Source organism: Bradyrhizobium sp., from assembly GCF_035652035.1.
Lineage (GTDB): Bacteria > Pseudomonadota > Alphaproteobacteria > Rhizobiales > Xanthobacteraceae > Bradyrhizobium.
In genome coordinates this window covers 110,437-135,149 of record NZ_DASREO010000005.1, presented here as the reverse complement: position 1 = coordinate 135,149, position 24,713 = coordinate 110,437, and the positions used below count along the sequence as shown (strand labels likewise).

At 63.5% G+C, this 24,713-nt stretch carries 22 protein-coding genes and 1 other RNA gene; 16 read left to right on the top strand and 7 right to left on the bottom strand.

The genetic code is table 11. The features are described from left to right. Nucleotides 1-263 precede the first annotated feature (263 nt). The gene (locus tag VFB05_RS02120) at nt 264-2,066 is read left to right on the top strand and encodes an ABC transporter ATP-binding protein (protein ID WP_325008261.1); all 1,803 of its coding nucleotides are present in this window, start codon (nt 264-266) and stop codon (nt 2,064-2,066) included. Nucleotides 2,067-2,070: 4 nt separating this feature from the next. On the opposite strand, the gene VFB05_RS02115 is transcribed toward VFB05_RS02120, so the two are convergent. The 3 genes from VFB05_RS02115 to rnpB all read right to left on the bottom strand — a co-directional run bounded on the left by VFB05_RS02115 (nt 2,071) and on the right by rnpB (nt 4,044). Further along, a complete protein-coding gene (locus tag VFB05_RS02115; RefSeq protein WP_325008259.1) occupies nt 2,071-2,820 on the bottom strand; it encodes a sulfite exporter TauE/SafE family protein in 750 nt (249 codons plus the stop codon). Nucleotides 2,821-2,898: 78 nt separating this feature from the next. Then, nucleotides 2,899-3,480 carry a hypothetical protein gene (locus VFB05_RS02110; protein WP_325008257.1) on the bottom strand — a complete coding sequence of 194 codons (582 nt, stop codon included), beginning with the start codon at nt 3,478-3,480 and terminating at the stop codon, nt 2,899-2,901. 157 nt (nt 3,481-3,637) lie between these two features. Beyond that, nucleotides 3,638-4,044: RNase P RNA component class A (rnpB, locus tag VFB05_RS02105), an RNA gene on the bottom strand. Nucleotides 4,045-4,190: 146 nt separating this feature from the next. Here rnpB and VFB05_RS02100 point away from each other — a divergent pair. Together VFB05_RS02100 and VFB05_RS02095 are read left to right on the top strand one after the other, a co-directional pair. Beyond that, nucleotides 4,191-4,541, top strand: coding sequence for a YciI family protein (locus VFB05_RS02100; RefSeq protein WP_325008255.1), 351 nt, complete (start codon nt 4,191-4,193; stop codon nt 4,539-4,541). Between the two features lie 3 nt (nt 4,542-4,544). After that, complete coding sequence (locus tag VFB05_RS02095) at nt 4,545-5,780, top strand: RNA polymerase sigma factor (protein WP_325008253.1); 1,236 nt, start codon at nt 4,545-4,547, stop codon at nt 5,778-5,780. Nucleotides 5,781-5,796: 16 nt separating this feature from the next. Here VFB05_RS02095 and VFB05_RS02090 read toward each other — a convergent pair whose 3' ends face one another. Continuing rightward, on the bottom strand, nt 5,797-6,102 hold the full coding sequence (locus tag VFB05_RS02090; RefSeq protein WP_325008251.1) for an antibiotic biosynthesis monooxygenase family protein: 306 nt from the start codon (nt 6,100-6,102) through the stop codon (nt 5,797-5,799). 88 nt (nt 6,103-6,190) lie between these two features. Further along, nucleotides 6,191-6,973, bottom strand: a complete 783-nt coding sequence (locus tag VFB05_RS02085; protein ID WP_414643133.1) for an N-acetylmuramoyl-L-alanine amidase — start codon at nt 6,971-6,973, stop codon at nt 6,191-6,193. A gap of 763 nt (nt 6,974-7,736) precedes the next feature. On the opposite strand from VFB05_RS02085, the gene rsmH reads away from it, so the two are divergent. From rsmH to murD, 7 genes are all read left to right on the top strand, one after another. Next, a complete protein-coding gene (gene rsmH, locus VFB05_RS02080) occupies nt 7,737-8,741 on the top strand; it encodes a 16S rRNA (cytosine(1402)-N(4))-methyltransferase RsmH (RefSeq protein WP_325008247.1) in 1,005 nt (334 codons plus the stop codon). Nucleotides 8,742-8,744: 3 nt separating this feature from the next. Next, nucleotides 8,745-9,143: a cell division protein FtsL gene (ftsL, locus tag VFB05_RS02075; protein WP_325008244.1), complete on the top strand. Its 399-nt coding sequence runs from the start codon at nt 8,745-8,747 to the stop codon at nt 9,141-9,143. After that, on the top strand, nt 9,140-10,885 hold the full coding sequence (locus tag VFB05_RS02070; RefSeq protein ID WP_325008242.1) for a penicillin-binding protein 2: 1,746 nt from the start codon (nt 9,140-9,142) through the stop codon (nt 10,883-10,885). Before ftsL ends, VFB05_RS02070 begins: the two co-directional genes overlap by 4 nt. Nucleotides 10,886-11,175: 290 nt before the next feature. Beyond that, nucleotides 11,176-12,639, top strand: a complete 1,464-nt coding sequence (locus tag VFB05_RS02065) for a UDP-N-acetylmuramoyl-L-alanyl-D-glutamate--2,6-diaminopimelate ligase (RefSeq protein WP_325008240.1) — start codon at nt 11,176-11,178, stop codon at nt 12,637-12,639. Next, a complete protein-coding gene (locus VFB05_RS02060) occupies nt 12,636-14,075 on the top strand; it encodes a UDP-N-acetylmuramoylalanyl-D-glutamyl-2,6-diaminopimelate--D-alanyl-D-alanine ligase (RefSeq protein ID WP_325008237.1) in 1,440 nt (479 codons plus the stop codon). Before VFB05_RS02065 ends, VFB05_RS02060 begins: the two co-directional genes overlap by 4 nt. 171 nt (nt 14,076-14,246) lie before the next feature. After that, the gene (gene mraY / locus VFB05_RS02055) at nt 14,247-15,350 is read left to right on the top strand and encodes a phospho-N-acetylmuramoyl-pentapeptide-transferase (RefSeq protein ID WP_325008235.1); all 1,104 of its coding nucleotides are present in this window, start codon (nt 14,247-14,249) and stop codon (nt 15,348-15,350) included. A 4-nt stretch (nt 15,351-15,354) separates the two neighbouring features. Continuing rightward, nucleotides 15,355-16,755 carry a UDP-N-acetylmuramoyl-L-alanine--D-glutamate ligase gene (murD, locus tag VFB05_RS02050; protein ID WP_325008233.1) on the top strand — a complete coding sequence of 467 codons (1,401 nt, stop codon included), beginning with the start codon at nt 15,355-15,357 and terminating at the stop codon, nt 16,753-16,755. Between the two features lie 10 nt (nt 16,756-16,765). Here the strand turns inward: murD and VFB05_RS02045 are convergent, their stop codons facing one another. Continuing rightward, complete coding sequence (locus VFB05_RS02045) at nt 16,766-17,410, bottom strand: TetR/AcrR family transcriptional regulator (RefSeq protein ID WP_325008231.1); 645 nt, start codon at nt 17,408-17,410, stop codon at nt 16,766-16,768. A gap of 124 nt (nt 17,411-17,534) precedes the next feature. On the opposite strand from VFB05_RS02045, the gene VFB05_RS02040 reads away from it, so the two are divergent. From VFB05_RS02040 to murC, 4 genes are all read left to right on the top strand, one after another. Beyond that, nucleotides 17,535-17,918 carry an MAPEG family protein gene (locus tag VFB05_RS02040; protein ID WP_325008230.1) on the top strand — a complete coding sequence of 128 codons (384 nt, stop codon included), beginning with the start codon at nt 17,535-17,537 and terminating at the stop codon, nt 17,916-17,918. A 317-nt stretch (nt 17,919-18,235) separates the two neighbouring features. Continuing rightward, the gene (gene ftsW / locus VFB05_RS02035) at nt 18,236-19,384 is read left to right on the top strand and encodes a putative lipid II flippase FtsW (protein ID WP_325008228.1); all 1,149 of its coding nucleotides are present in this window, start codon (nt 18,236-18,238) and stop codon (nt 19,382-19,384) included. 46 nt (nt 19,385-19,430) lie between these two features. Continuing rightward, complete coding sequence (gene murG, locus VFB05_RS02030; RefSeq protein WP_325008226.1) at nt 19,431-20,531, top strand: undecaprenyldiphospho-muramoylpentapeptide beta-N-acetylglucosaminyltransferase; 1,101 nt, start codon at nt 19,431-19,433, stop codon at nt 20,529-20,531. Nucleotides 20,532-20,667: 136 nt separating this feature from the next. Further along, nucleotides 20,668-22,071: a UDP-N-acetylmuramate--L-alanine ligase gene (gene murC, locus VFB05_RS02025; RefSeq protein ID WP_325008224.1), complete on the top strand. Its 1,404-nt coding sequence runs from the start codon at nt 20,668-20,670 to the stop codon at nt 22,069-22,071. A 56-nt stretch (nt 22,072-22,127) separates the two neighbouring features. Here murC and VFB05_RS02020 read toward each other — a convergent pair whose 3' ends face one another. Then, nucleotides 22,128-22,463, bottom strand: a complete 336-nt coding sequence (locus tag VFB05_RS02020; RefSeq protein ID WP_325008301.1) for a GIY-YIG nuclease family protein — start codon at nt 22,461-22,463, stop codon at nt 22,128-22,130. A gap of 20 nt (nt 22,464-22,483) precedes the next feature. Between VFB05_RS02020 and murB the strand changes: the two genes are divergently transcribed. Both murB and VFB05_RS02010 read left to right on the top strand, forming a co-directional pair. Beyond that, nucleotides 22,484-23,404, top strand: a complete 921-nt coding sequence (gene murB / locus VFB05_RS02015; protein ID WP_325008222.1) for a UDP-N-acetylmuramate dehydrogenase — start codon at nt 22,484-22,486, stop codon at nt 23,402-23,404. A 118-nt stretch (nt 23,405-23,522) separates the two neighbouring features. Beyond that, nucleotides 23,523-24,521 carry a D-alanine--D-alanine ligase gene (locus tag VFB05_RS02010; protein WP_325008220.1) on the top strand — a complete coding sequence of 333 codons (999 nt, stop codon included), beginning with the start codon at nt 23,523-23,525 and terminating at the stop codon, nt 24,519-24,521. Nucleotides 24,522-24,713: the final 192 nt, after the last annotated feature.

Genomic DNA, 24,713 nt, shown 5'->3' with positions numbered 1-24,713 from the left:
CCGGCAATGCTTCTATAAGCAGCTCGTCGTCGCTCGAACCGGGGAGATTTGCATGATTTTGTCAAATTCGCAGATCGCGCTCCCGCGTCCGAAGCTTGTGCCGGATGCCTTCTGGTTCTTCTGAGAGCCATCTCCGATAGCACCGACCGGGTCTGACGCCCGATCTTCCCATTTCCTGAAGCTGCGTTCTTGATCGACGTTTGCGTTCGGCTTGTCGCCGGCGCGTCCGCGTCAAAATGCGCAAAGCCAGCCGGACCCGAGCCATGGCCGCCAATACTCGCCAACGACCCACCGCAATCCGCGTGGTCATTCCGTTCGTGTTTCGTCATTGGCTCAAGCAGCCGATGATGACGGCGGCAGTCGTCTCCGGTTTTCTGGGGGCAACCGTTGCCGACCTGTTCATGCCGGTTTTCTCCGGGCACCTGATCGACGCGCTCACGTCAGGCCCGGCGCTGCCGGCTGCGCGCCACGCGGCGCTTTGGGCCTTCGGCTCGATCGTTGCGCTCGGTCTCCTGTCGATCGTGCTTCGCATGATCGGGCTGCAGGCGATCGTTCCGTTCACGTTGCGGATCATGTCCGACGTCGCGCGCGATGCTTTCGTGCGGGTGCAGCGTTTCTCGACGGACTGGCACGCCAACAGCTTTGCCGGCTCGACCGTTCGCAAGATCACCCGGGGGATGTGGGCACTCGATCTCTACAACGACACGATCCTGATGGCGCTGTTGCCGTCGCTGATGGTGCTGTTCGGCTCGATGATTCTGCTCGGACTGCACTGGCTTGTTCTTGGTCTCGTGGTCGCGCTGGGAGGAACGATCTACGTCGCGATGACGGTCGCATTTTCGACGCTCTACATCGCGCCGGCCGCACGCGTCTCCAATGCCTGGGACACCAAGGTCGGCGGTACGCTCGCCGATGCCTTGACCTGCAACGCCGTCGTGAAATCCTTCGGCGCTGAGCTGCGCGAAGAAGCGAGGCTTGGGCGCGTCGTCAGCCGTTGGCGCCGGCGCGTGAAGCGGACGTGGCTGCGTTACAACTACACCAACGCGATGCAGCTTCTGATGCTGCTCTGCCTGCGTGCCTCGGTGATTGGCGGAGCAGTGGTGTTGTGGCTGGCGGGCCGCGCTTCGCCGGGCGAGGTGGCTTACGTGCTCACCAGCTATTACATCATCCACGCCTACTTGCGCGATGTCGGCATGCACATCAACAACCTCCAGCGATCGGTGAACGACATGGAGGAACTGGTGGCGATCCATGCCGAGCAGATCGGCATCACGGATGCGGCGGATGCACAAGCGATCCGCATCGCGGGCGGCCATATCGTGTTCGAGAACGTCACGTTTCACTATGGCGGTCACCTCACGCCGCTCTACGACGGCTTGTCGGTCGCCATCCGTGCGGGCGAGCGTGTCGGCCTGGTCGGCCGCTCCGGATCCGGCAAGACGACCTTCGTCAAGCTGGTGCAGCGCCTTTACGATGTCACCGGTGGGCGGATCCTGATCGACGGTCAGGACATCTCCGAGGTGACGCAGCAATCGCTGCGCAGTCAGATCGCAATCGTGCAGCAGGACCCGATCCTGTTTCATCGTTCACTGGCGGAGAACATCGCCTATGGCCGGCCGGGTGCGAGCCATGCGGCGATCGAGCAGGCGGCGCGGCTTGCCAATGCGCACGACTTCATCACGCGGCTGCCCAAGGGATATGGAACGCTGGTCGGCGAACGTGGCGTCAAGCTTTCCGGCGGTGAGCGGCAGCGTGTGGCTTTGGCGCGCGCGTTCCTGGCGGATGCGCCCGTCCTGATTCTGGACGAGGCGACCTCAAGCCTTGACTCGGAGTCGGAAGCGTTGATTGCGCAGGCGATGGAGCGCTTGATGAAGGGACGGACGTCGATCGTGATCGCGCACCGGCTCTCCACGGTGCGCGGCCTCGACCGGATTCTGGTGTTCGATCGCGGCGCGATCGTCGAGCAGGGCAACCACGCGTCGCTGACGCTGCGCAGCGGCGGAATCTATCGTGGGCTGTTCGAACGCCAGGCGACCGAGTTCACGCCTGTCGCGGTGGCGGGGTGATGCATCATGGCATCATCCCCGCCAAACTGCTCCACACCAGCGTGACGCCGGAGAGAAACAACAGGCCGAGCACGACGTCGCGGAAATTACCGTCGCTCAGCGCGTGATAGGTGCGGGTGCCGAGCCAGGCGCCGCCGATCGTCGCGGGCATGACCAGCAATGTCAGCCACATCGTATGCTGCGTAACCAGGCCCGATGCCGTCTGCACGACAAAGGCAGCCGTGAGGATCGTCCAGTTGAAAATCTGGAACACGCCGCGCCGTTCGTCCTTGCCCCAGCCGCGCACGCTCGCCCACAGAATCGGGATCGGGCCGGAGAGACCCGCGAGACCGCCGAGCACGCCGCCGGCAAAGCCGATCGCACCGTCGGCTGCCTTGCCGCCAATGCTCAGCGCCATCGGCTTGCGCTGGAGATAAAGGGCAGTTGGAAACACCAGAAGCAGGACGCCGACGGCGAGCTTGAAGTGGCCCGGATCGGCATAGGCGACCAAAAGGGTGCCGATCGGCACACCGGCAAGGCCGCCGACCAGAAAGGGCACCACCAGCTTGAAGTCGATCGACCGCCAGATCGAGGGCATGGTCCAGGTCTGCGCGATGACGGAGCAGATCACCACCAGCTGGACCGCAACATCCGGCGTCACGACGTAAAGCCAGATGCCGAGCGCCATCAGCGCGGTGCCAAATCCTGCAAGGCCCGACACGAAGCCGCCGGCGAGTGCGCCGAACAACAGCACGGCGATCGTGATCATGCTCATGTGAAAGGTGGTTCTGATATTCGGATCAGAATGTCAAATCGGCTTCACGCCATGCGTGGAGAGCCTGTCGCGGCCAGCCTATTGGCCGTCGCGCTTGGATCCGAAGATCATGGTGTAGAGATCGGTGCTCGGCCCGTTGGCGGTGATGCCATACATGGCCGGCGTGTCCGGTTCTGGCGGAGGTGCGGGCGGCGCCGGTTGCTGAGCGACCTGCACCGGCGCCGGCTGGCCAGGTGCCGGCTGGCCGTAGGCGGGTTGCGGCGCGCGGCTTGTCGCCGCGGTCTGAGTCTGGCCCGGTCGGCCCGGCGTCGTTGAGGTTGCGACCTGACCCTGGCGCGGCGCCGGATATGGCTGAGCCGTCGAATATTGCTGGCCCTGTTGAACCGGCGTGACCGGCTGACTCGTCACCGGCTGAACCGGCTGGGCTGAGGCGACGTCGGTCGCCGGGGCGGGAGCGGGTTGGCGCGGGCCGAACAGCTCGGTGTAGAGATCGGTGGTCGGCCCCTCACTCGTCATGCCGTACATTGTCTTGTACGGCTGCTCGCCTTGAGCCGACGCCTGCGCCGAGGTCGCATTGTTCGCCGCCGCGCAGCCGGCGACGACGATTCCAACCGCGGCCAAGGCGGCACCGGTCCGGATCCAGGACAATGCGCGATTCAAGTTGCTCCCCCTGACCGATGGACGGGGCCGGTCGAATGTCCAGCAATAAAGGCAGGATATGGCGTCGGCAAGGCAAAGGCTTACGGCGGCTGCGCAATCCCGTGGGCCTAAAATGGTGAGGGGCCCGGCGCGTTGACGCCGAACCCCTCATTTATCAAGCATCAGCCGGCCTGTAAGCCGGGTTCTGTAGGGCCTTGCCCGCTCACGCGGACAAGACGTGACGGCCATTCCTCTGGGACCACGCTTGCGCGTGGCCTCGAGCAACCAACCCGGATGGCGAGCCTGACATCGCTCCCGCGGGCATTATCGCTTTCGCGAACCACCCGCGTTGCCATCCCTATTCGGTCTTGCTCCCGGTGGGGTTTACCATGCCGGTTCCGTTGCCGGACCCGCGGTGCGCTCTTACCGCACCTTTTCACCCTTGCTGCCACCCGAAGGGGGAAGCGGTTCGTTCTCTGTGGCACTTTCCCTGGGGTTGCCCCCGCCGGATGTTATCCGGCACCGTATGTCGATGGAGCCCGGACTTTCCTCTCCTTTAAAGGGAGCGGCCGTCCGGCCGACTGACCGCCAAGGCATGGGGTTTATGACAGCTTGCGTCAAGCCGTTCGTGGCGGGACCGGAGGGGCAAAAATAATTATCGTGAACATGTCGTTCGGCGATCCTCCCCTTCGACTGGTTGTCGGCAATCCAGCCAACATAAGGAGTGGCACATGAATTACCTGTTGTTGATCTACCGGAGCGAAGCCGGACTGAGCCAAATGACCCCGACGGACCGCAAGCAAGTCACCGCGGCGTACGGCGCTTTCACCCAGTCCATCGTGCAGAGCGGCCACTTCAAGGGTGGCGACGGCTTGCAGCCAACCTCGACAGCAACCACCGTGCGGGTTCGCGACGGCAAGACGCTGACGACAGATGGCCCGTTTGCGGAGACGCGCGAACAACTCGCCGGCTATTACATGATTGATGCGAAGGATCTCGACACGGCGATCGGGATTGCGGCGCGAATTCCCAACGCCAAGGACGGCTCGGTCGAAATTCGCCCGGTCATGATCTACGACTGAGACATGACTCCAGCCGAGATCGAAAAGATATTTCGCGACGAGGCGGGGAGGGCGCTGGCCACGCTCATCCGCCTCGTCGGCGATTTCGATCTCGCCGAAGACGTGCTGCAGGAAGCCTTCGCCGCAGCGCTGGAGCGCTGGCCTTGCACGGACGCGCCGGACAATCCGCGGGCGTGGCTCGTCAATGTCGGACGCAACAAGGCGATCGACCGCATTCGCCGGCAAGTCTCGTTTCGCGCGAAGGAGGCCGCGCTGACGCATGAGGCGCTGCTCAACGCGGAGGTCCTTGCCGAGGAAGATACCGCCGTCCTCAACGACGACATGCTGCGGCTGATCTTCACCTGTTGCCATCCTTCCTTCGCGGCCGAGGTGCAGGTCGCCTTGACGCTGCGCACCGTGTGCGGGCTGACCACCGAGCAGGTGGCGCGGGCCTTTATCGTCAGCGAGGACGCGATGGGCCAACGCCTCGTGCGCGCCAAGCAGAAGATCAAGCTCGCCGGCATTCCCTATGAAGTGCCGGAACGCGACGCGCTCAGCCCAAGGCTGCGCGGCGTGCTGGCGGTGATCTATCTCGTCTTCACGGAAGGCTACGTCGCGACGTCCGGTGAAGCACTGATGCGGCCGGATCTCGCCCGCGAGGCGATCCGTCTTGCACGTCTGCTCGATGGGCTGATGCCGGGCCGCCGCGAGGTCAAGGGTCTGTTGGCGTTGATGCTGTTGCACGATTCGCGGCGCGCGGGGCGGCAGACCGATGGCGGCGATATCGTGCTGCTCGAGGAGCAGGACCGCTCGCTCTGGAATCAGGATCAGATCGCCGAAGGCTTGAAGCTCGTGGAACAAGCCTTGCTGCTGCCGGGCCTTCCCGAGGTCTACTCGGTGCAGGCGGCGATCGCAGCTTTGCATGCGCGAGCCGCCAACTTTCAGGATACCGACTGGAAACAGATTGCCGGTCTTTACGAAGTGCTGCTGCGAATCTCGCCGTCGCCTGTCATCGCGCTCAATCACGCCGCGACGGTCTCGATGGTCGACGGACCGGCGCGCGCGCTTGATCTTGTCGATGCGTTGCAGGCACGCGGCGGCCTCGAGGGTTACGAACTGCTGCCTGCCGTTCGCGCCGATCTGTTGCGCCGGCTCGGCCGGCGCGAAGATGCCCGCGAGGCCTATCATGCGGCAACGGCGGCGACACAGCTCGAGCCGCTGCGGCGGCTCTACGCGCGGCGATTGGCGGAGCTCGGTTGATCGCGCTGCTCGAAGCTCAGATGTCTTCGATCGTCTCGTAGTGTTGCACGCGATTATCGAAATCGACAAGCGCGGCCACGCCCTCAGGCTCGACGATCGCCTGGCCGACGTCGTCGCCGGCAAACGCGCTGATGGCCTCCAGCGACCGCCACTTCGTCAGCACGAGAAACTCGATGGTGCCGCCGAGGTCGCGCCTGCAGAGATGCGCGCCCAGAAAGCCGGGTAACTCGCCAAGCTCAGGCATCACTTTCGAGCGAAAGTGATGCGGATAGCCTTGCGGATTGGATTTGGCTGCTCGCCCACGCCATTCGCGAATGATCACGTGTGTCCTCGACGGGTTGTTGTGGAACATCCCCATCTTTCGGTGATCGAATTAGACCGGTCAACGGCAGCTATGGCCGAGGTGTCAGCTACACAGTCGCGGCTGCTGTCGCCTCGGCCGGAAGACTGGCGAGCAGCGCTTGCAGGGTCACCAGTGTCGAATGATCGGCGATGCCGTCGACTTTGGCGGGGCGGAAATGGCGCTGGAAGGCGGTCACCACTTCCATCGTCGCGGTGTCGTACTTGCCCGTGATCGAGAGACCATAGCCATAGCGCGCGAGCGCCTGTTGCAGGCCGCGCACCTCATCGCTGATCGCGCCCAGCCGCAAGCCCTCGCTGCGCACGATCGGCGCCGGCTGAACCCAATGGCCGACGCCGGAATTCGCCATCGAATGCCAGGGAAATTTCTCGCCGGGGTCCTTCTTGCGCGAGGGCGCCACGTCGGAATGCCCCAGCACCCGATGCGAGGGGACGTTGCGGCGGAGCATGATACCTCGGCACAGCGCGATCACGGCGGCGATCTGGCGCAGCGGGAACTCGGGATAGCCCCAGTCGTGCCCGCGATTGACGATCTCGATCCCGATCGCGCAGGAATTGATGTCGTCTTCGCCCGCCCATGACGCCACGCCTGCGTGCCACGCGCGTTTGGATTCCGGCACGCATTGCACGATGCGGCCGTCTTCCAGCACGATGTAATGCGCGGAGACGTCGGTGCCCGCGGTGCACAGCTGCGCAATCGCGCCCTGCACGTCCGGCATGCCGGTGTAGTGCAGGAGGATCATGTCGGGCAGACGGCCCTTGTTTCGTTCGCCGAAATTTGCGGACGGAATGACGTCGGAAGCGATCGAGGAGTCTGGCGTGAAGTTCTGCATATTCGCGATGGGCCGGGGCAGCGGAATGGCGCGCCGCTTCGAATCACTAGCGCCGCCCATTTGAAGTTCCTGTGTCACGTGCAGCAGCCTCCGTCCAGGAACTTCAAATGGAAAGCGGCGCTAGAACTGACAGATTTGCTAGTGCCCATACCTTTCCGAAGTTCGCGAAAGTGGGTGCCGCGCCCGTGCACGAACTTCGGAAAGTGTGCACTAGTTGCGAACGAACCAAGTGACATATCAATACTCAAACCCGGCAAGAGAACGACAATCAATTTTTTTCAAAAAAGGAACCTCATCACTATTCTCTGCCGGCTGCCGCGGCGCAATCGGCTGACAGGTTTTCCGAACCGCATTTTGGCGGAGTGTGTGCGGAACGCATCACTTCGTCGCGCCGGGGTGGCGGCGCAATTGGCCTGGACGGCCTTTGGCTTTGCTGGCTGGAAGCAGGCGGAGTTTGCAGCTCTTCAACGCTTTCTTAACGCTACCTGTCGTTACTAAGTGGTGAAGAATTGCGCCTGATTTTCCTGACAAGCCGGTGGGCGCCGCCGGCCTGCCGGTGTCTGCATAGCGGGTGCGCTTCAGGGTCGGGTCTGGCGCGGGGAAGCATAGGTTTGACGTGTCCTCTGGTATCCCAGCGCAAATTCCGACCGAACGCCGGCCGCCAACATATGAGGGGCCGGCGAAAAGCTTATTTTTGAGGCGCCATGGGCTGCTTCGCGTGCAAGTTCCACCTCGCCGCTCGGCTTTTGCCGGGAGGCCCGGCATGACGCAGCCGGGTGAAGCCCGTCCGCGCCATATCCCGGTCCTGGGCCGGGAGGTGATCGGCTGGCTGGAACCGCAGGGCGGCGGGATCTATGTCGACGCTACCTTCGGCGCCGGCGGCTATAGCCGCGCCATCCTCGACGTCAAGAATACCCGCGTCATCGGTATCGATCGCGACCGCACCGCGATTGCGGGAGGGTTCGAGCTGGTCGATCGCTCGGACGGGCGGCTGACCCTGGTCGAGGATCGCTTCTCCAACCTTGCCGAGATTTGCGCCGGGCAGGGCGCTACCGCCGTCGACGGCGTCGTCATGGACATCGGCGTGTCCTCGATGCAGCTCGACCAAGCGGAGCGCGGCTTCTCGTTTCGCGCTGATGGACCGTTGGACATGCGGATGGGGCATGACGGTCCGACCGCGGCCGATGTGATCGCGAAGGCCTCCGAGGCCGATCTCGCCAACATCATCTATATCTTCGGCGAGGAACGCCACTCGCGCAGCGTCGCGCGGGCGATCGTTGCCGCGCGCAAGGACGCACCGATTGTGACGACGCGCGCGCTTGCCGATCTTGTGGCCAAGGTCGTGCGTGGCAAGCCGGGCGACATTCACCCTGCGACACGAACGTTCCAGGGTTTGAGAATCTTCGTCAATCAGGAGCTCGACGAGCTGCATCTGGCGCTGATTGCAGCCGAGCACGTGCTAAAGCCAGGCGGCCGGCTCGTGGTCGTTTCGTTTCATTCGCTGGAAGACCGCATCGTCAAGAATTTCTTGAGCGAGCGCGCGAAGGCCGGTGGCGGCTCGCGACATCAGCCGGAGAAGGCGCAGCGTCCGCCGAGCTTTGCCATTCTCACCAAGCGCCCGGTGACGGCGGACGACGACGAAGTCGCCGCCAATCCGCGCGCGCGTTCGGCAAAACTCCGCGCCGCCGCGCGAACCGATGCGCCGGCGCATGCGGCAGGCAACCTGCCGGGATGGCCGACGCTTGCGACCGTGATGCGGGGAGGCTGAGGCATGCGCATCATCCATCTCCTCGTGATCGGTGCACTGATATTCGCGGCCGCCTATGTCTACCGGATCAAGATGGAATCGACCGATCGCACCGAGAGAGTGTTGCGGCTGCGCGCGCAAATCCGTGAGGAGCGCGACGCGATCGCGACGTTGCAGGCCGAATGGGCCAAGCTCGATTCGCCGCTGCGGCTGCAAGGCCTGGCCGAGCGTCATTTGCCCCTCAAGCCGCTCAACGCCAATCAATACGACGCGCTGAAGAACCTGCCCGATCGTCCGCCAAGCCTGGTCAAGCCGGGCGAACCCGACCCGATCGGCGCGCTGGTCCAGACCATCGAGGCGTCCGCCGATGCGCCGGTGACGACGGGTTCGATCCCGGCACCTTCGCAGGGGGCGCCGCGATGACCTCTCGCGAGCTCGTCGTTCAGAAATCCCAGGAACCCTGGCGGCAGCGGCTGGTCCGCAGCCTGCTCTACGGGCGCAATGTCGATCGCGCCGCGAAAGCGCGCGCCCGTGTCGGCTTCGTGATGCTGGCCTTCGTCGCCATCTATGCCGTGATCGGCGGTCGGCTCGTGATGTTTGCCGCCGCCGACAACCACGGCTCGCGTCGCGGCGCCGGTCAGGATGCGATCGCGACAGCCCGGCCCAATATCGTCGACCGCAACGGCGAGATTCTGGCCACCGACGTCAAGGCGCCGAGCCTGTTCGGCGAACCGCGCCGCATCATCGACAAGGACGAGGCGATCGAGCTTCTGACCGCGACCTTGCCCGATCTCGACACCATCGAAACCCGCGAGCGCCTGTCCGGCCGCAAGGGCTTTGTCTGGCTCAAGCGCGAAATCTCGCCGCAACAGCAGCAGGAGATTCACCGCCTCGGCATTCCCGGCATCGGCTTCCTGCGCGAGAACAAGCGCGTCTATCCGACCGGAAATGAAGTCGCGCATCTGATTGGTCTGGTCAACATCGACAACCAGGGCATTGCGGGAATGGAGAAGTGGCTGGACAATAACGGTCTTGCCGATCTGCATCGCGCCGGCTTCGCCACCGATCGATTGCAGCGGCCGATCGAATTGTCGGTGGACTTGCGCGTCGAACACGCGCTGCGCGACGAATTGCTCAAAGCGAAAGAAAAGTTCCACGCCAAGGCGGCGTCCGGCCTCGTCACCAATGTCAGGACCGGCGAAGTGATCGCGATGGTCTCGGTGCCGGATTTCGATCCCAACAATCCGAAGGAAGCGCACGATCCCGATCGCATCAATCGCCTGACCACGGGCGTCTACGAAATGGGCTCGACCTTCAAGGCGTTCACGCTGGCGATGGCGCTCGACACCGGCAAATACGGCCTCGACTCGCAATGGGATGCGCGCGGGCCCCTGCACTATGGCAAATTCGCGATCCATGACGACGAGCCGAAGGGCCGCTTCCTCAACATGAAGGAGGTCTTCACCTTCTCCTCCAACGTCGGCGCGGCGCGCATTGCGCTGGCGCAGGGCGTCGATGCGCACAAGGCGTTCCTGCGCAAAATGGGCCAGCTCGACCGGCTGCGCACCGAGCTGCCGGAGAGTGCGGCGCCGCTGGTGCCGCATCACTGGGGCGAATTGAACACCATCACGATCGCCTTCGGGCACGGCATGGCGGTCGCGCCGTTGCAGGCGGTGATGGGCGTCAGCGCGCTCGTCAATGGCGGCTATCTCATCCCGCCGACCTTCCTCAAGCGCAGCGAAGACGAAGCGATGCAGCTGGCCAAGCGCGTGATCAGGCCGGAGACGTCGGAGAAGATGCGGTTCCTGATGCGGCTCAATGCCGAGATCGGCACCGCGCGCAAGGCCGACGTCAAGGGGTACTATATCGGCGGCAAGACCGGCACGGCCGAAAAGGTCATCAACGGGCGCTACGCCAAGAAACGCGTGCTCACCGCCTTTACCGCGATCCTGCCGGCCGACAAGCCGCGCTACCAGGTCCTGATCATGCTCGATGAGCCGCAGCCGCTGAAGGAAACCTATGGCTTCATCACCTCGGGCTGGAACGCGGTGCCGACCGCCGGCAACGTGATTTCCCGGATCGCGCCGATCCTGGGCGTCGAACCGCGCTTCGACCTGCCGCCGTCCGACCGCCTTATTCTTGCGGCATCGAGGACAACCCAGTAAGGCGTAATTCTCGTACCGCGCCAATTGGATTCGGGAGCGGAGTCTGTATCCCGCCGGGTCAAACCCTCATGGTGAGGAGCGCCAGCACCCGAGCAGGCCGAGCTTGGCGAGGCCGTTGCGAACGGTGCAGAATAGAAAATCGCGTCTCCCGACGACGCTTTGCGTCGCGGGGAGAACCATGAGGCCCAGATATTGGTCTCAACCTTCGAGACGCCGCTTGCGCGGCTCCTCAGGATGAGGGAAGAGGGCGAGCCGTGACGCAACAGGAGCGTTGGCCTGGTTGGAACACCATGAAGCTTTCCGATCTCTTCGGTTCTGATGCCGTCGTCAACCCGCAGGCAGCTGCGGTCGAAGTGGCCGGTCTTGCCGTCGACAGCCGCGCGGTCAAACCGGGCGACCTGTTCTTTGCGCTCGCCGGCGCCAAGACCGATGGCGCGCGCTTCGTCGATGCGGCGATTGCGGCGGGCGCCGTTGCGATCGCGGGCAGCCAGCCTCCCGCCGGCGGATGCCGCGTTCCATTCGTGAGGACGTCCAATCCGCGCCGCGCATTGTCGCTGGCGGCCGCGAAATTTTTCTCCAGACAACCTTCGACCATCGCCGCCGTGACCGGCACCAGCGGCAAGACGTCCGTCGCCGCCTTCACGCGCCAGATCTGGCAGCGGCTCGGGTTCGAGGCCGCCAGCATCGGCACCATCGGTCTGGTTTCCCCCAAGCGCACCGTCTATGGCTCGCTGACGACGCCCGATCCGATCGCGTTGCACCGGCAGCTCGACGAGATCGCGCGCGAGGGCGTCACGCATCTCGCCTTCGAGGCCTCGTCGCACGGGCTCGATCAATTCAGGCTTGACGGCGTGCGCGTGAATGCCGGCGCCTTCACCAACCTTTCGCGCGATCACATGGACTACCATCCTGACGTCGCGCATTATCTCGGCGCAAAGCTACGGCTGTTCCGCGATCTCGTGGCCGACGGCGGCGCTGCCGTGATCTCGGCCGATCACGACTGCTCGCGTGAAGTGGTCGAAGTTGCCTCTAAGCGCAAACTGCGCCTCATCACCGTCGGTCACAACGGCGACGGCGCGGGTGAGGGGATCCGTGTCGAAGCCAGTGCGATCGACGGATTCGCGCAACGGCTCGAGCTGGAACATCTGGGCCGCCGCTATTCCATTCGTCTGCCGCTGGTCGGCGAGTTCCAGATCGAGAACGCGGTGGTCGCCGCCGGCCTTGCGATCGGTACAGGCAGCGACCCCGATCAGGTTTTCGCCGCGCTGGAACAGCTTGAAGGCGCGAAAGGCCGTCTGGAACGGGTCGGCGAACACAACGGCGCGCCAATTTTTGTCGATTACGCCCACAAGCCGGATGCACTGACGAAAGCGCTGCAGGCCTTGCGTCCTTACACGAAACGAAAACTCATCGTCGTGTTCGGCGCGGGCGGCGACCGCGACGCCGGCAAGCGGCCCTTGATGGGTGCGATCGCGGCCGACAATGCCGACGAGGTCATCATCACCGATGACAATCCGCGCAGCGAAAATCCGGCCCTGATCCGCGCGGCGATCATGGCGGCGGCCAAGGGCGCCAAGGAAATCGGCGATCGTTCCGAGGCGATCGCAGGCGCCATCGCCGGTCTCGCCAAGGGCGATGTGCTCCTGATCGCTGGCAAGGGCCACGAGACCGGACAGATTATTGGAGATCATGTGCTGCCGTTCAGCGATCACGACGCGGTCGCGTCTGCTCTTGCACGAAAGGTTCCGGCATGAGCGCTGAGCCGTTATGGACATCGGCAGCGATGCAGGCGGCAATGCGCGCCGAAGCTCGCGGCGCGTTGCCCGAACTGGTCACCGGCATTTCGATCGACACGCGCACGCTTGCCCCGGGCGAAGCATATTTCGCCATCAAGGGCGCGGTCCACGACGGTCATGCCTTTGTCGAGGCCGCCTTGAACGCCGGCGCGGCGGTGGCGGTGGTGGAAACGGCGCAAGCTGACAAGTTCGCGCCTGACGCGCGGCTTTTGATCGTTGACGATGTGCTGGCAGGTCTCGTCGATCTCGGTCGCGCGTCGCGTGCGCGGCTCGAAGGACAGGTGATCGCGGTCACGGGATCCGTCGGCAAGACCTCGACTAAGGAAGCGCTGCTGCATGTGCTCTCGGCGCAGGGGCAAACCCACGCTTCAGCGGCCTCATTCAACAATCACTGGGGCGTGCCGCTGTCGGTGGCGCGCTGCCCGGCGAATGCGCGATTTGCGGTGTTCGAGATCGGCATGAATCACGCCGGCGAAATCACCCCGCTGGTCAAGATGGTGCGGCCGCACGTCGCCATCATCACGACAGTCGAACCGGTGCATCTGGAGTTCTTCTCCGGCATCGAGGCGATTGCCGACGCGAAAGCAGAAATCTTCGCTGGCGTCGTGCCCGGTGGCGCCGTTGTGCTCAACCGCGACAATTCGCAATTCGAACGGCTCGCCAGCCGCGCCAAAGAGCTCAAGATTTCGCGCATCGTCTCGTTCGGCGAAAACAAGAAGGCCGAAGCACGGCTCATCGACATCGCGCTGCATGCGACCTGCTCGGCGGTGCATGCGGAAATCCTCAAGTCCGAAGTCACCTACAAGCTCGGCATGCCCGGCCGCCACATGGCGATGAACTCGCTGGCGGTGCTTGCCGCATCTTCGCTCGCCGGCGCCGATCTCGCGCTGGCGTCGCTGTCATTGTCGCAGCTGGCGCCCGCGGCCGGCCGCGGCGTCCGGCAGACGCTCACTGTTCCCGGCGGGGAAATCACCCTGATCGACGAAAGCTACAATGCCAATCCGGCCTCAATGGCGGCGGCGCTCAGCGTGCTCGGGAGTGCGAAGATTGGCCCGCAGGGACGGCGCATCGCCGTCCTCGGCGATATGCTTGAATTGGGGTCGGCCAGCGCGCAATTGCATGCCGGCCTGAATGACGCCATCAAGACCTATCACATTGATCTCGTATATTGTTGTGGCCCGTTGATGCGCAACCTGTGGGACGCCCTTTCCACCGGCAAGCGGGGCGGCTATGCCGATAGCGCGGCGAATCTCGAAGCGCAGCTTCTCGCCGCCATTCGCGCTGGCGATGCCGTCATGATCAAGGGTTCGTTCGGCTCGAAGATGAAAACCATCGTCACCGCGCTTGAAAAGCGCTTCCCCGGGAAAGCCGCACTCGACGAAGCTGCGGTATAGGGACAACTGGTGGAGCGGATTGACATTCGCTCCCACCTGGCCGCGCATACGAAAGCGAATGTCAAATCCAAGGCTCCACCAGAATCTGATATTTGCCAGTGGTCCTTTGATTCTAACATTTGTAAAAGTGCCTGCTGAGAAGGGATACAAATGCTAGAATCGGACCACTAGATGTTTTACTGGCTGATCGACCTCTCCAACACCGTCCCGTCGCTTGCCTTCCTGCACAGCCTTCTGAATGTGTTCCGCTACATCACGTTCCGTACCGGCGGGGCGATGGTGACGGGTGCGCTGTTCGTGTTCCTGTTCGGCCCCTGGATCATCGACCATCTGCGGCTGCGCCAGGGCAAGGGTCAGCCGATCCGCACCGACGGCCCTCAGTCGCATCTCACCAAGAAGGGCACGCCGACGATGGGCGGGCTGATGATCCTGTCGGGGCTCGTGGTGTCGACCGTGCTCTGGGCCAACCCGCTCAATCCCTATGTCTGGATCGTGCTGGCAGTGACGCTCGGCTTCGGCTTTGTCGGATTCTACGACGACTACCTGAAGGTCACCAAGCAGACCTCGAGCGGCTTTGCCGGCCGCATCCGCCTTCTGCTCGAAGCTGCCATTGCGGTTGCGGCGTGTTACGCGCTGGTGCGGCTCGGCCGCGAGCCGTTCTCGACCTCGCTGGTCATTCCCTTCTTCAAGGACGTCGCGCTGAACTTCGGCATGTTCTTTGTCGTGTTCGGCGCATTCATCATTGTCGGCGCGGGCAACGCTGTGAACCTGACCGACGGCCTCGACGGTCTCGCCATCGTGCCGGTCATGATCGCGGCCGCGAGCTTTGGCATGATCTCCTATCTCACCGGCAACGCCGTATTCTCCGACTATCTGCAAATCAACTACGTGCCCGGAACCGGCGAACTGGCGGTGATCTGCGGCGCGGTGTTAGGGGCCGGTCTCGGATTCCTCTGGTTCAACGCGCCGCCGGCATCGATCTTCATGGGCGATACCGGCTCGCTGGCGCTTGGCGGCATGCTCGGCTCGATTGCGGTTGCGGTGAAGCACGAGATCGTGCTCGCTGTAATCGGCGGCCTGTTCGTGCTGGAGGCGGTTTCCGTCATCGTGCAGGTGGCCTCGTTCAAGCTCACGGGCAAGCGCATCTTCAAGATGGCGCCGATCCACCATCATTTCGAACAGCTCGGCTGGACCGAGCCGCAGATCGTGATCCGCTTCTGGATCATCTCGGTGATGCTGGCGCTCGCCGGCCTCTCGACGCTGAAGCTGCGGTGATCACTTGATCCCCGTCACCTCCTTTGCGGGCAAGATGGTCGCGGTGTTCGGCCTTGGCGGTTCGGGGCTTGCAAGCTGCCATGCGCTGAGGGCCGGCGGCGCCGAAGTCGTCGCCGGCGACGACGGGACCGAGCGGCTGGCGGAAGCCGCCAAGGCCGGCTTCATCACGGCGGACTTGCGAACGGTCGACTGGTCACGCTTTGCCGCGCTGATCCTCACGCCCGGCGCGCCGCTCACCCATCCCGCGCCGCACTGGAGCGTGCTGATGGCGCGCTCGGCCGGCGTCGAGGTGATCGGCGATATCGAGCTGTTCTGTCGCGAACGGCAGCGTTACGCGCCGGATGCGCCGTTCGTCGCCATCACCGGCACCAACGGCAAGTCGACCACCACGGCCTTGATCGCGCATCTGATGAAGGTCGCCGGTTACGATACCCAGATGGGCGGCAATATCGGCACCGCAATTCTGTCGCTGGAGCCGCCGCGCAAGGGCCGCGTGCATGTGATCGAGATGTCGTCCTATCAAATCGATCTAACTCCGTCGCTCGATCCGACCGTCGGCATCCTGATCAATATCAGCGAGGACCACATCGACCGTCACGGCACGCTCAATCATTATGCCGCGGTGAAGGAGCGCCTCGTCGCCGGCGTTCAGGCGCAGGGCACGGCGATCGTCGGAGTCGACGATATATGGAGCCGCGCGAGCGCCGACCGCATCGAGCAGGCCGGCAAGCGCGTCGTTCGTATCTCGGTGAAGAACCCGCTGCCTGACGGCATCTATGTCGCTCACGAGGTGATCTGGCGCGCCGCCAGCGGCGCGCGCAGCGAGATTGCGAAGATCGGCGGCATCGGCTCGCTGCGCGGGGCGCACAATGCGCAGAACGCGGCTTGCGCTTCCGGTGCCGCACTCGCGCTGGGCGTCGCCAGCGATGTCTTGCAAAAGGGATTGCGCAGCTTTCCCGGTCTTGCGCACCGCATGGAGCAGGTCGGCCGCCGCAACAACGTGCTGTTCGTCAACGATTCCAAGGGCACGAACGCGGATGCGGCCGCGCACGCGCTGTCGTCGTTTGCCGACATTTTCTGGATCGCAGGAGGCAAGCCGAAGGCCGGCGGCATCACGGGCCTCACTGAATTTTTCCCGCGCATCCGCAAGGCGTACCTGATCGGCGAGGCGGCGGATGAATTCGCGGGAACGCTCGGCGCGACCGTCGCGCACGAAATGTCGCGGACGCTCGACGTCGCCGTCGAACACGCGGCGCGCGATGCCGAGGCGTCGGGATTGAAGGAAGCCGTGGTGCTGCTGTCGCCGGCCTGCGCCTCGTTCGACCAGTATCGCAATTTCGAAATTCGCGGCTCCAAATTCCGCGACCTCGTGCAGGCCCTGCCGGGCGTCAAGCCGGTGGTGTGAGGCCGTAGCGCTATTTTCGGCGACGACGTGCGGCGGATGGCGCAACGAGGTGTTGCTCGACACGTGCCAGCGCCATGTCGAGCATCAGTTCGACCGGCCGAACCGATCGCATCGTTTTGGCGAGCAGTAATCCTCCCTGCACGGCTCCCAGGATAGCCATCGCCAGTTCTTCGGCGTCGGCGGTTTCTGCAAGCTCTCCGCGTTCGCGCATTTTCTTCAAACCGGCTTCGATGCGGCGGCTCCAGGTTTCGAAGCCACCGGCCAGCATGCCGCGCGCCGCCTCCGAGCGATTGGTCAGCTCGCTTGCCAGCGAGCCGATGGGGCAACCGTTTTCGGTGCCCTGAACACTGCTCAGCTTGACGATCGCGTCCCGCCAGTGCCGCAACGAACGCATCGAATCGATGACATCGAGTTCGCGGCTTTGCGCAGCAAGAACGTTCTCGACCTGAAGGCGGATGACCTCGGCAACGATCGCATCCTTGTCCGCGAAATAGTGGTAGAGCTGCGACTTGCTCACGCCGGTCTCGGCCATGACCTCGTCGAGACTCGTGCCCGCCACGCCCTGTTCCAGGATGAGTCTGGCGGCGCCCTCGATGATGCGCCGGCGGGTCGCCGCGCCGCGTTTGGTCAATCTCGTCGTTGAATTCCTCAACATCGCTGCGGGTTAGCACAATTGGACTTGTCGGTCCAATTGTGATCGTTCACCCAGCAGGTCGAGAAACGAACCGCGGCCGACCGGTCATCATGCCGGTAGCTGCCTTAGTGACAATGAGGGTCCCATGGAATTGACGTCTGCTGTTTTGGCTTCCGCGCTGGTGCTCGTCGCGGTGCTCGTTCAGCACTTCACCAACATATCGCGCAAGGGAGTAAGCTACGTGCTGAGTTCGCGATCCGAACCTCCGGCATTGGACGGCTTTGCCGGGCGAGCCGCGCGCACGGTGCAGAACAATCTCGAATCCTGCGCGATGTACGCGCCGGTCGCGCTCGCGATCGTCGTCCTGCAGAAGCAATCCGGGCTCAGCTATTGGGCGGCGCTGATCTATGTCCTGGCGCGCGCCACCTTCGATCTTTGCTACTGGCTCAAGGTGGAAGGGCTGCGCTCGACGGCCTGGTTGATCGGGATCGTCGCTACCGCCGTCATGACGGCGTGCGTTCTGTGGTGAGGGAGGGGCAGGCCCTGGTGGGCGTCAAGCCGGTGGTCTGACGGTCTCGTATCCCGGACGCGTTGCGGCATGCTCCCGGCGATGCGAAGCATTGTCCGGTATGCTGCCACGCAGCGCCGGGACCCAAAGTGCAGTAGGCCCCGGATCAGCAGCGCACCGCTGAATCGGTTTGACAATGCCGTCGTGCTTCGGCGCGTTGCGCAGCATCCGGGGCATGAGACCGCAAGCGGGAGAGGTGAAGTTCTTTCCAATCCATTAACCCCTTGGAAACCATCATGGGCGACCAATGGGCGTCTCTTTATTCCTTGGGAACGCCCATGCTCTCCCGTGAACAGCGCAACCCCCTCAGCGACTGGTGGTGGACGGTCGATCGCCTGCAACTGGCGGCGATCATCGCGCTGATACTTGGCGGGGTGATCCTGTCGCTCGCGGCAAGCCCGCAGGTCGCGACCAGGATCGGGCTCGATCCCTTCCACTTCTTCAATCATCACGTGATGTTCCTGTTGCCGTCTTTCACGGTGCTGATCGGCGTGTCGTTTCTCTCGCCGCAACAGATCCGCCGCACCGCGCTGATCGTCTTTTTCGTCAGCGTGACCTTGATCGTGCTCACGCTGCTGGTTGGCCCCGAAGTGAAGGGCTCGCGGCGCTGGATCACGCTGCTTGGCGTGAACATTCAGGCCTCGGAATCCGCCAAGCCTGCCTTCGTCGTGCTCGCCGCCTGGCTGTTCTCGGAATCGACGAAAAAGCCGGAAATGCCGGCGACCTCGATGGCGCTGGTGCTGTTGTTGATGCTGGTCTCGCTCCTGGTGATGGAGCCCGATTTCGGCCAGACCATGCTGATCCTGATGGTGTGGGGCGCGCTGTTCTTCATCGCCGGCATGCGCATGATCTGGGTGATGGGCCTCGCAGGCGCCGCGGGCGTCGGGCTATTCACCGCCTATCTGTTCGTGCCGCATGTGGCCGGACGCATCAAGCGCTTCATGAACCCGGCTTCGGGCGACACCTTTCAGGTCGACACCGCGATGGAAGCTTTCGGCAATGGCGGCTGGTTTGGCCTCGGGCCGGGCGAGGGCATCGCCAAGCGCAGCCTGCCGGACAGCCACACTGACTTCGTGTTTGCGGTCGCGGCGGAGGAGTTTGGAATTATTCTTTGCCTGGTGCTGCTGGCGCTGTTCGCTTTCATCGTGATCCGCGCGCTGTCGCGGGCCTATCAGAGTGAGGACATGTTTGCGCGCTTTGCGGCCTCCGGCCTTGCGATCCTGTTCGGCGTGCAGGCGGCCATCAACATGGCGGTTAATCTGCAACTGATCCCAGCCAAAGGCATGACGCTACCGTTCATCTCCTATGGCGGTTCCTCGATGGTGTCTCTTGCTTACGGGGTCGGCATGATGCTGGCCCTGACGCGACAGCGGCCGCGCACCGAACTCGAATCGATGAACGCCTCAGCCGCGCAGAGCTACGCGTAGATTTTCGCGCCTCGCCATATCAGCGCTTTGGCGGTAAAGAGGCGCCATGGAGCCAAACCCCCTCATCCTGCTCGCCGCCGGTGGCACCGGCGGTCATCTTTTTCCGGCCGAGGCGCTCGGTGTGGAATTGATGAAGCGCGGCTTTCGCGTGCGGCTTGCGACCGACTCGCGCGCACTGCGCTATTCGGGTCTGTTCACCCGCGACACCATCGACGTGGTGCCGAGCGAAACCGTGCGCAGCCGCAATCCTATCTCGCTGGCGCGTACCGGCGTCACGCTCGCCACGGGCATGGCGGTTGCGATCTATCTGCTCCGCAAATTGAAGCCCGCCGCGGTCGTCGGCTTCGGCGGCTATCCGACCTTGCCGCCGCTGATCGCCGCGCGCCTGCTTCGCATTCCCTCCGTCGTCCACGACGCCAATGCGGTGCTCGGCCGCGCCAATCGTTTTTTGTCGAGCTACGTCAGCGCGATCGCAACCTCGCTGCCCGGTGTGCTCGACCGCGATCCGCACCTCGCATCGAAGACCACGACCGTCGGCACGCCGATGCGCCCGGCGATCCTCGCCGCTGCCGCGGTGAAATACGCCGCGCCTGACACGACCGGACCATTTCGTCTGCTCGTGGTCGGCGGCAGCCAGGGTGCGCGCATCATGGCCGATATCGTTCCGGGCGCGATCGAGAAGCTCGAACCTTCGCTATGGGGGCGGCTGCTGTTGACCCAACAGGTGCGCGACGAAGACTTGGGCCGGGTGCGCGCCGTCTATGACCGGCTCAAGATCAAGGCGGAACTCGCGCCATTCTTTACAGATCTGCCAGCGCGCCTTGCGGCCAATCATCTGATCGTCTCGCGCTCGGGCGCGGGCACCGTCGCCGAACTCGCGGCCATCGGTCGGCCCTCGATCCTCGTGCCGTTGCCGGGTTCGATCGATCAGGACCAGTTCGCCAATGCCGGGGTGCTGTCGCAGGCGGGCGGCGCCTTGCGCATTCCGCAAGCAGAATTCACGCCGGACCGGCTGGCCAGCGAGATTTCCGCGCTCGCCGCCGAGCCCGCAAAACTCGCAGGCATGGCCGACGCGGCGCGCAAGGCCGGCCGGCTCGATGCCGCGGAACGGCTCGCCGATCTGGTAGTAAAAGTCGCCGGGATTTAGGCAAAAACGGTGAATTTTTAGAAGTCGGATGTCATGGCCGGGCTTGTCCCGGCCATCCACGTCTTTCATAAGTTGATCGAATCAAGACGTGGATGCCCGCGACGAGCGCGGGCATGACGACGGAGAGAGACCGACCATGAGACTGCCGCGCGAGATCGGACCCATCCACTTCGTCGGAATCGGCGGCATAGGGATGAGCGGCATCGCCGAGGTCTTGTGCAATCTCGGCTATACCGTGCAGGGCTCGGACGCCGCCGAGGGTGCCAACGTCGTGCGGCTGCGCGAGAAGGGCGTCAAGGTCACCGTCGGCCACAAGGCGGAGAACGTCGACGGCGCCGATGTCGTCGTGGTGTCGACCGCGATCAAGCGCGACAATCCGGAATTGATGGCGGCGCGCGCCAGCCGCATTCCCGTGGTGCGGCGCGCCGAAATGCTCGCCGAACTGATGCGCCTGAAAAGCTGCGTGGCAATCGCAGGCACCCACGGCAAGACCACGACGACGACGATGGTCGCAACCCTGCTCGATGCCGGCGGGCTCGACCCGACCGTGATCAACGGCGGCATCATCAACGCCTATGGCTCCAATGCGCGCCTCGGCGCCGGCGACTGGATGGTGGTGGAGGCCGACGAAAGCGACGGCACTTTCCTGAAATTGCCGGCGGACGTGGTCATCGTCACCAACATCGATCCCGAACATCTCGACCACTTCAAGACCTTCGACGCGATCCAGGAGGCGTTCCACAATTTCATCGAGAACGTGCCGTTCTATGGCTTTGCCGTGATGTGTATCGATCATCCCGTCGTGCAAACGCTGATCGGCAAGATCGAGGATCGCCGCATCATCACCTATGGCGAGAACCCGCAAGCCGATGCGCGGCTCGTCGATCTTGCGCCGATGGGCGGCGGCTCGACGTTCAAGGTCGTGATCCGCGATCGCAAGAGCGATGCGGCGCATGAGATCGCCGATATCTCCTTGCCGATGCCGGGACGGCACAACGCGCTCAACGCCACCGCTGCAATTGCAGTAGCGCATCAGCTCGGGCTTTCGGACGAAGCCATCCGCAACGCGCTGAAAGGTTTCGGCGGCGTGAAGCGGCGCTTCACCAGGACCGGCGAGTGGAATGGCGTCACCGTGATCGACGACTACGGCCATCATCCGGTCGAGATCGCGGCCGTGCTCAGGGCCGCGCGCGAGTCGACCAACGGCAAGGTCGTCGCCGTGGTGCAGCCGCATCGCTATACGCGCCTGCAATCTTTGTTCGAGGAATTTTGCACCTGCTTCAACGATGCCGACGCCGTCGTCGTGGCCGAAGTGTATGCGGCGGGCGAAGCGCCGATCGAAGGCATCGACCGCGATCATTTCGTGCTGGGCCTGCGCGCGCACGGCCATCGCGAAGTGATCCCGCTGCCGGATGCGGCCGCGCTCGCCGGCATCGTCAAGGGCCTCGCAGGTCACGGCGATCTTGTCGTTTGTCTTGGCGCCGGCAGCATCACGCAATGGGCCTACGCGCTGCCGGGCGAATTGAAGGCGCTGGGGTGAGCGCCAACCCGCCCACAATTTCGTCATGGCCGGGCTTGTCCCGGCCATCCACGTCTTCACTTCGTGATTGTATCGAAGAGATCATTCCAGTTCGGATTCACGGCGACAATCTTCCGGACCTTCCACGCGCGCGACCAGTGCTTGATGTTATGTTCGCGCTGAATTGCAGCTTGGATATCGTCGAATTGTTCGAAATAAACCAGCCGCTTCAGTCCGTACCTCTTAGTGAACCCGTCGACGAATCCGGAGCGAAGCTCATATGCTCGGCGGACAAGGTCGCTTGTAACGCCGACGTAAAGAATTGCGTTTGGACGGTTCGTCAGAATGTAAACGTATCCACCTGCCAGGTGGAGGCTTTCCAAGACGTGGATGGCCGGGACAAGCCCGGCCATGACGGGTTGAGACATCTCGCATGACGTTTCCAAACATCACCGGAGATTTCAAGAAAGCGATGCCGAAGCTGCGCGGGCGGTTGACCGCAAATCAGTCGCTGGCGGAACTGACCTGGTTTCGTGTCGGCGGCCCGGCGCAAGTGCTGTTCGCGCCGGCTGACGAAGACGATCTCGCTTATTGTCTCGCGCGCCTGCCGGCCGAGTTCCCCGTCACTGTCGTCGGCGTCGGCTCCAATTTGATCGTGCGCGACGGCGGCCTGCCGGGCATGGTCATCCGCCTCAGCCCCCGCGGTTTCGGCGAAGCAGCCGCACAAGGCGACGTTGTGACGGCGGGTACGGCCGCGCTCGACAAGCGCGTGGCGGAAGTTGCGGCGGCCGCTGGCCTTACCGGGCTTGAATTCTTCTTCGGCATTCCCGGCACCATCGGCGGTGCGCTGCGCATGAACGCCGGCGCCAATGGCGACGAGACCAAGGATGTCTTAATCGAAGCAAGAGGCGTCGGCCGCGACGGCCAAAGGCACGTCTTCACGAACGCCGAGATGAAATTCGTCTACCGCAATTCCGGCGTCGATCCCTCCATCATTTTCACCTCGGCGCGCTTTAAGGGCAAACCTGCCACAGCCGAGGCGATCCGCGCCCGCATGAACGAGGTGCAGGCTCATCGTGAAGCCGCTCAACCTGTTCGCGAGAAAACCGGCGGATCGACCTTCAAGAATCCGCCTAACCACAGTGCCTGGAAGCTGGTTGATGCCGCCGGCTGTCGAGGCTTGCGCGTCGGCGGCGCGCAGGTCTCCGAAATGCACTGCAACTTCCTGATCAATACGGGCGAAGCCACGGCAGCCGATATTGAGACGTTGGGTGAGACGGTTCGCACGCGGGTGAAGGAAAATTCCGGAATCGAGTTACAATGGGAAATCAAGCGGATCGGGATTTCTCTTTGAATTGTCGTTCCAGGTTAAGTGTCATTCCGGGATGGTCTGAAAGACCAGACCCGGAATCTCGAGATTCCGGATCGCCGCTTCGCGTCGTCCGGAATGACAACACGGACGGATCGAACTGATGCGGATCACCATTCTTTTCGGCGGCACGAACAAGGAGCGGCTGGTGTCGGTGGCCTCTGCGCAAGCGCTGCATCAGGCGCTGCCCGACGCCGATCTGTGGTTCTGGGACGCCGACGACAGCGTGCACGAGGCGAGCGGCAAGGCGCTGCTCGCGCACGCGCGCCCCTTTGAAGATCCATTCAAGGCGGATGGCGCGCGCGTCGGTCTCTCGATCGAGCAGGCGATGGACCAAGCCAAGGCCGACGACCGTCTGCTGGTGCTGGGGCTGCACGGCGGACGCGCCGAGAACGGCGAGTTGCAGGCGATATGCGAGCAGCGTGGCATCGCTTTCACGGGCTCAGGTTCGGCGTCGTCGAATCTTGCCTTCGACAAGGTCGCGGCCAAGCGCTTTGCGGCGATTGCCGGCGTTCATGCGCCTGACGGCATCGCGCTTGCCGATATCGAAACGGCCTTTGCCGAGCACGGCAAGCTGATCGCAAAGCCTGCGCGCGACGGTTCGAGTTACGGGCTGATCTTCGTCAATTCGAAGCAGGACATCGTCGCCGTCCGCAATGCTGCGCGAACAGAGGAATACGTCATCGAGCCCTTCATTGTCGGCACGGAAGCAACCTGCGGCGTGCTGGAGCAGATGGACGGCTCTGTCATTGCGCTGCCGCCGATCGAGATCATTCCGGCCGAGGGCGGGCTCGGCTTCGACTACCGCGCCAAATATCTCGCCGCGGCCACGCAAGAGATCTGTCCCGGCCGCTTCTCGCCCGAGATCACTGCCGCGATCATGGACATGGCCGCGCGCGCACACCTTGCTTTGTCCTGCACCGGCTATTCCCGAACCGATTGCATCGTCTCGGACAAGGGACCGGTTTATCTGGAAACCAACACGCTGCCGGGCCTGACCAAGGCGTCGCTCTATCCAAAGGAGCTGAAGGCGCAAGGAATCGATTTCGCCGATTTCCTCAAGGGTCAGATCGCCATCGCCGAGCGGCGGGCGCGGGGGTAGTGGAGTGGATTTGACATTCGCTACCCACCTGACCGCAGGCTCGTCAAGCGAATGTCAAATCCAAACTCCACTACTAACTTGCAGTTACTAGTGGTCCTTTTGATTCTAACGTTCGCAAAAGTGGCAGCTGAGACGGGGGTGCGAACGTTAGATTCGGACCACCAGGCCACCGATTCGCCTGCGGCCGGTCTA